This is a genomic window from Kitasatospora sp. NPDC057738 (assembly GCF_042798815.1).
Lineage (GTDB): Bacteria > Actinomycetota > Actinomycetes > Streptomycetales > Streptomycetaceae > Kitasatospora > Kitasatospora lactacystinica.
Genome location: NZ_JBHVJT010000149.1, coordinates 1 through 6,243, shown reverse-complemented (window position 1 = coordinate 6,243; position 6,243 = coordinate 1). Strand labels below are relative to the sequence as shown.

The 6,243-nt window shown below is 74.9% G+C and carries 4 protein-coding genes and 1 pseudogene; 2 read left to right on the top strand and 3 right to left on the bottom strand.

The window, feature by feature from the left end; genetic code table 11:
• Positions 1 to 297 precede the first annotated feature (297 nt).
• The 3 genes and pseudogenes from ACFVGO_RS39100 to ACFVGO_RS39090 all read right to left on the bottom strand — a co-directional run.
• Positions 298 to 1,590 (bottom strand): annotated as a pseudogene (locus tag ACFVGO_RS39100) (SpoIIE family protein phosphatase); the annotation flags it as partial.
• Positions 1,591 to 1,796: 206 nt separating this feature from the next.
• On the bottom strand, positions 1,797 to 1,937 hold the full coding sequence (locus ACFVGO_RS39095) for a hypothetical protein (protein WP_380636919.1): 141 nt from the start codon (positions 1,935 to 1,937) through the stop codon (positions 1,797 to 1,799).
• The gene (locus ACFVGO_RS39090; protein WP_380636921.1) at positions 1,937 to 3,379 is read right to left on the bottom strand and encodes an NAD(P)/FAD-dependent oxidoreductase; all 1,443 of its coding nucleotides are present in this window, start codon (positions 3,377 to 3,379) and stop codon (positions 1,937 to 1,939) included. The genes ACFVGO_RS39095 and ACFVGO_RS39090 overlap by 1 nt, the downstream gene beginning before the upstream one ends.
• Positions 3,380 to 3,931: 552 nt before the next feature.
• Here ACFVGO_RS39090 and ACFVGO_RS39085 point away from each other — a divergent pair.
• A complete protein-coding gene (locus ACFVGO_RS39085) occupies positions 3,932 to 4,807 on the top strand; it encodes a helix-turn-helix domain-containing protein (protein ID WP_359915441.1) in 876 nt (291 codons plus the stop codon).
• A gap of 336 nt (positions 4,808 to 5,143) precedes the next feature.
• A partial coding sequence (locus ACFVGO_RS39080) for a sigma-70 family RNA polymerase sigma factor (RefSeq protein ID WP_380636917.1) occupies positions 5,144 to 6,243 on the top strand: 1,100 nt, incomplete at its 3' end.

Here is a 6,243-nt window from a genome sequence, read left to right as displayed (position 1 = left end):
TCATCCAACTCGCCGGTGTCTTCCGGGGCTTGACGCCCTGTCCGACGTTTCAAACTCTAGCCGATCCCCGCTCCGAAAAGCGAATCCGACCGCAACCCAATAAAATGCGCACGCCGAATAAGCACCAGGCCGCAACGTGAAAACGACGAAGCGACCCGGCCCGAACCGGGAAGTGGTGTTTCAGAGGATTGGCTGCCCCGGGACCGTCCGCGCTGACGCGTGTCCGGTGCTCCCTGCCAGGCAGCTCGAAGAACACTAGACCTCCGGCCTCGCCGAGTCAACCGGCGCAACCGGTTTCTCGGCACCCTCCTCCGCCGGCAGCTGGAAGGCCAGGACGGCGACGTCGTCGTCGTGCTCGGAGGTCACGCCCATCGCCCGCAGCAGCCGGGCGCAGATCACCTCGGGGGCACCCATGGCTCCGGCCAGGGTGCGGGCCAGGAGGTCGAGGCCCTGGTCGATGTCCTCGTCCCGGCGCTCGACCAGTCCGTCGGTATAGAGGACGCCGGTCGTACCGGGGAGCAGGCGCAGGGTGTGGGAGACGTGCAGGCCGCCGCCGGTGCCGAGCGGCGGGCCGTTCTGTTCCTCGCTGCGCAGGATGGTGCCGTCCGGGCAGCGCAGGAGTACGGGGAGGTGTCCGGCGGAGGCGTAGGAGAGGGTGCGGCGGCGCGGGTCCCAGACGGCGTAGGTGCAGGTGGCGATCTGGTTGGCGTCGATCTCCATGGCGAGGCCGTCGAGCAGGCGCATCACCTCGTGCGGGGGCAGGTCGAGGCGGGCGTAGGCGCGGACGGCCGTGCGCAGCTGGCCCATGACGGCGGCGGCGCGCAGGCCGCGGCCCATGACGTCGCCGATGACGAGTGCCGTGCGTCCGCCGTCGATGGCGATCACGTCGTACCAGTCGCCGCCGACCGCGGCCTCGGCGCCGCCCGGCTGGTAGGTGGCGGCGACCCGCAGGCCGGCCGGCTGGTCGAGCTTCTGCGGGAGCAGGCTGCGCTGGAGGGTGACGGCGGCCTCGCGCTGGCGGCGTTCGGCTTCGCGCAGGCGGGCGGCGGCGAGGACCTGGTCGGTGACCTCGGCGGCGAAGATCAGCACTCCGGCGGGCGGCCCCTCGGTGGGGGCGTCGCCGTTCTCGCCGGTGCCGAGCGGGACGCAGGAGACGTTGTAGTAGCGGTTGCCGGTGAGGCCGAGGATGCAGCGGGCCTTGACGCTGCGCGGGCGGCCGCCGCGGATGACCTGGTCCATCAGGGGCAGGACGCCCATGGTGGCGAGCTCGGGGAGGGCCTCGCCGGCGGGCAGGCCGGTGGGGCGTTCGCCGAAGAGTTCGCGGTAGGCCCGATTGGCGTAGCCGAGCTGGTGGAGCGGGCCGTAGGTGACGGCGACCGGGGCGGGGATGCGGTTGAGGACCTCGCGCAGGTTCTGCGGCTTGTGCGGGTCGAGCAGCTCGGCGGTGGCGGCGGGGCTGCTCGGGTCGCGGGGGCCGGGCACGACGACGCCGTCGGGGCAGGGGGCTCCGTCCTCGGTGCCGGTCCCGTGGGGTGGGAGGGCACGCCAGGGGACTCCGGCCAGCCGGGCGCTCCAGCGCATGAGGTTCAAACGACGGCCGCTTCCTCGTTTTCCAGGCATATCATCACTTTTTGTGTGCGCAGCAGCACACGGGGTAATGACCAGGTCGGGCTGATCCTGTCAGGCGGAGGCCCGGTTCCGGAAGTCGCGCGCCCGGCGTGGCCGTCCGTTCCGCCCTCCGATCCACCCTCCGGCCCGCCGTTCGGTCGGCCACCGGCCCGGGTCGACCGGTGGGGTCACCGGGCGGCATCCGGTCCGCCGTCGGACGGCCGGTCGGACCTCGGGCCGAACCCTCCCTCGAAGGCCGAACGCGGGTGCTCCATCGCGCCCAGCGAGACCACCTCCCGGGAGAACACCCCGCCGAGCACCCAGTCCATCAGCACCCGCACCCGGCGCTCGGCGCTCGGCAGCCGCCGCAGGTGCCGGGCCCGGTGCAGCCACCAGGCGGGGGGGGAAGGGGGGCAGAGCGCGGGGACGGGGGGGGGGGAGGGCCGGAGCAACCAAAAAGAAGGCGAGCAGGAGGGGGGGGCGGGACAGGTGGCGGCCAAGCCCCGGGCCGTCTACCACCCCCCCCACCCCCGCACCCCCCTCCCCCCACGGTGCGCCCCTCCCCCCCCCCCTCCCCCCCCCTCCTCCCCCTCCCCCCCCCCCCCTCGTCCCCCCCTTCCCCCCCCCCCCCCCGCCTGGTGTGGGCGACGGCCCGGCGCAGCCCGAGCGAGGTCGAGCAGGCGGCGGGGCCGGGCCGGTAGTCGGCCAGGCCCGGGGCGTGCGGCCCGCCGTCCAGGGCCACCACGACGTTGCGGGCGAGCAGCTCGGCCTGGGCGAAGGCGTGCTGGGCGTTGGGGGCGCAGGGCGCTCCGTCCGCGTTCGGGTCCGGCACGGCGGCGCAGTCGCCGGCCGCCCAGACGCCGGGCAGGGCGCGTCCGTCCGGGCCGACGGCCTGCAGGGTCGCCAGACATCGCACCCGGCCGAGGGTGTCCAGCGGCAGGTCGGTCTCGCGCAGCAGCGGGGCCGGCCGGACGCCCGCCGTCCAGACCAGGGTGCGGGCGCCGAAGCGGCTGCCGTCGGAGAGCACCACGACCCGGTCGGCGACGGACTCCAGGGTGGTGTGCAGCCGGATGTCCACGCCGCGCTCGCGCAGCTCGCCGAGGGTGTGCGCGGCCAGTTCGGGCGACTCCTCGGCGAGGATCCGGCCGGTCGCCTCGACCAGGACCCAGTGCAGGTCCTCGGCGCGGACGTTGTGGTAGCCGCGCACGGCGGTGCGGGTCATGTCCTCCAGTTCGGCGAGCGCGCCGACGCCCGCGTAGCCGGCGCCGACGAAGACGAAGGTGAGCGCCGACTGGCGCAGCGCCGGGTCGCGGGTGGCGGAGGCGAGGTCGAGCTGCTCCAGGACGTGGTTGCGCAGGCCCACCGCCTCGCCGACGGTGGAGAAGCCGAGGCCGTGTTCCGCGAGGCCGGGCACCGGTGCCGTGCGGGAGACCGAGCCGGGGGCCACCACCAGGACGTCGTAGGGCAGTTCGACCGGTGCGGGGGTCTCGCCGGGGCCGGCGGCGTCGGCCAGGGCGCGTCGGGCGGCGTGTTCGATCCGGGTGATCCGGGCGGTGAGCACCCGGCAGTCCGGCAGGACCCGGCGCAGTGGGACCACCACGTGTCTCGGGTCGATCGAGCCGGCCGCCACCTCGGCCAGCAGCGGGTGGTAGGTGAAGTAGGCCTGGGGCTCGACGACGGTGATCTCCACCTCTCCGCGCCGCAGCCGTTCCCGCAGGGCGCGCTGGAGGTGGAGTGCGGCGGCCGTTCCGGCGCAGCCGCCGCCGGCGATCAGGATTCTGATGGTGCGCCTCCTGCCGATGCGACGTTTCGTCCCGGCCGCCCCGCGGCCGGGGGTGTCCCCCCATCACGCCCCCTATGAAGGACCGGCGGGGGTCGTCTTGTCCACAGTCCGTACGGGGCTGGTTGCGACACGAGTGACCGTCGTGGCCAGTTGTGCTTACTGGGCGACTTTCTGACGCACTTTCGGCCTCGGAGAGTGGTGAACTATGGTCGGATTGTGTACCGGGGCGGCCGTCGCCATGACAATCGGCGGCGACGCACCGTGGAGCGGCCACTACGGCCAGTTCCAGCGTTGGCGTGAGAACCCGACTGGGGGACAGTCATCCGGGGAAGGGTAGTTCCCGGACAGGGCCCCGGACGGTGCCGACGCGCCGAGCCGGACGTGGACCCGGCACGGCGGCACGACCGTGGTCACCGGAACGGGACGGGCGGCACGAGCAATGGGTCATCGGGTCATTTCTGACGGGCTGAGCTGCACCGGGGGGTGCAGGGGCGGGCGACGACAGGGTCCGGTTTCGGACGCCTGCGGGGGAGAGTTGGGATGATGGATCAGGAGCAGGTGTTGGGGCGGGTGGGTGCACCACAGGCCGGACCGGGCACGGTCCCGGAGCAGCGCGGCCCGGTGGACCTGCCGCCGCAGAGCGGGTCGGCGTACTCGGCGGTCGCGTACCGGGCCGAGCCCGCGCCGGCCGCGGTGCCGGTGCCCGGGGCCAGGTTGCGGGTCGACGCCCGGCGGAACCTGGAGAGCGTGCTGCGGGCGGCCCGCGAGGTGTTCGGCGAGTTCGGCTACGGCGCGCCGATGGAGGAGGTCGCACGCCGGGCCGGGGTCGGGGTCGGCACCGTCTACCGGCGCTTCCCGAGCAAGGAGGTGCTGGTCCAGCGGATCGCCGCCGAGGAGGTGGCGTGGCTGACCGCGCAGGCGCGGGAGTCGCTGTACGGCGGTGACGGCGCCTGGGAGGCGCTGGCCGGCTACCTGGCCCGCGCGGTGTCCACCGGTGCCGGGCGGCTGCTGCCGCCGGAGGCGTTCCGGTACGCGGAGGAACTGGGCCGGGTGCCCGAGCAGCGGGCGCCGGAACCGCCCGCGGCGGTCCGCTTCGACCTGCGCGGCGAGGAGGCCCGCTCCGGCGGGGTGGTCGAGCCGTCGGCGGCCGACGCCGATCCCCGGCTGCTGCTCCAGCTGCTGGCCGCCCTGGTGGCGCGGGCCGGTGCGGCGGGCGAACTGCGTCCGGGCGTCACGGTGTCGGACGTGGTGCTGGTGCTGACGGCCTCGGTGCCGGTGCACGCGGCCCGTCCGTCGGTCTCGGCGCAGGCGGCCGGCGGTTTCTCGCCGATTTCTCCGCAGACGGACGGTCAACCGACCGCCGGCCCCTCGGACCGGCTGCTGCAGATCCTGCTGGACGGCCTGCGGGAGCGCTGATACCCGGGCCGACCGGTCCGCCACGCCCGGCGGGTACGGGAGTTGGAGGGAGGACCGGCGCGCGGCCCGGATGCGCGCGCCGGGTGCGGGAGTCGCACACCCCACCGCCGCACGCTGGGCGAACACCCCCGCGACGGCCCCTCGGAGGAGTGGAAGGCGGTTGGTCCGGCTTCCGCCGGTCCCTGCGCTATGCCATCCTTTGCCCGTGGTTGGAGCCAATGTCCCGATGCGCGCCGTTCGCGCGCCGTCGGCGCCGTACGTCGGGGAACCGTGCGCCTGCGCACTCCCGCGCGCCCTGCCACACTACGGGGGCTGTCGTGGAATCTGGGGTCCGTTGTGAGCGCCGAGGAACAGAACGACTACGGGTACGGCCTCGACTTCGGAGGCCTCTCCGGTGATCCCGACGAGGGGCCCTGCAGTCTGAACGGCGTCGGCGGGTCGGCCCAAGTGCCGGGCGCCGCAGCGGCTTCGGCCGCCGGACACGTCCCCGACCAGGCCGGGATGCCCAGCCGCGAGACGCTCTCCGCCTCCGCCGCCGCGCTGCCCCCGGGCCGGGTGCCCGGGCAGGCCCCGGCGGGCCGGGGCGGCGTCGCCCCCGAGGCGTTCGTCGGCGACCCCTTCACCGGCGACGGCCGCACCGCCCGGCCGACCGTGCCCGCCCCCGCCGACCCGGTGGACGGCGAGCGCCCCGCCTCCGACGCCGACTTGACCGCCCGGGTGCGGGCCGGCGACGACACCGCCTACGAGGAGATCTACCGCCGGCACGCCGACTCGGTGCGCCGGTACGCGCGCACCTGCTGCCGGGACAACTTCACCGCCGAGGACCTCGCGGGCGAGGTGTTCGCCCGCACCCTGCAGGCGCTGCGGGCGGGCAAGGGCCCCGAGTTCGCCGTCCGCGCCTACCTGCTGACCGCCGTGCGCAACGTCGCCGCCGCCTGGCACCGCAGCGAGCGCCGCGAGCAACTCGTCGACGACTTCGCCGTGTTCGCGCAGACCTCGGCCGCCGTGGTCGACTTCGACCTCGCCGACCCGGGCGCCGACGCCTGGGCGATGGCGATGGCCGACCAGCGGATGGTCATGCAGGCCTACGCCGAACTGCCCGAGGACGACCGGATGGTGCTCTGGCACACCGAGGTCGAGCGGGAGTCCCCGAAGACCGTCGCGGTGATGCTCGGCAAGACCGCCAACGCCACCGCCGTCCAGGCCCACCGGGCCCGCGACCGGCTCGCCGCCGCGTTCCTCCAGGCGCACGTCTCGGGCAGCCAGGACAGCGGTTGCGAGGCCTACGCCAACCGGCTCGGGGCGTACGCGCGGGGCTCGCTGCGCAAGCGGGCCTCGGCGGAGGTCGGCCGGCACCTCAAGGAGTGCGACCGCTGCACGGCCGCCTGCCTGGAACTGACCGAGATCAACACCGGGCTGCGCGCCCTGCTGCCCGG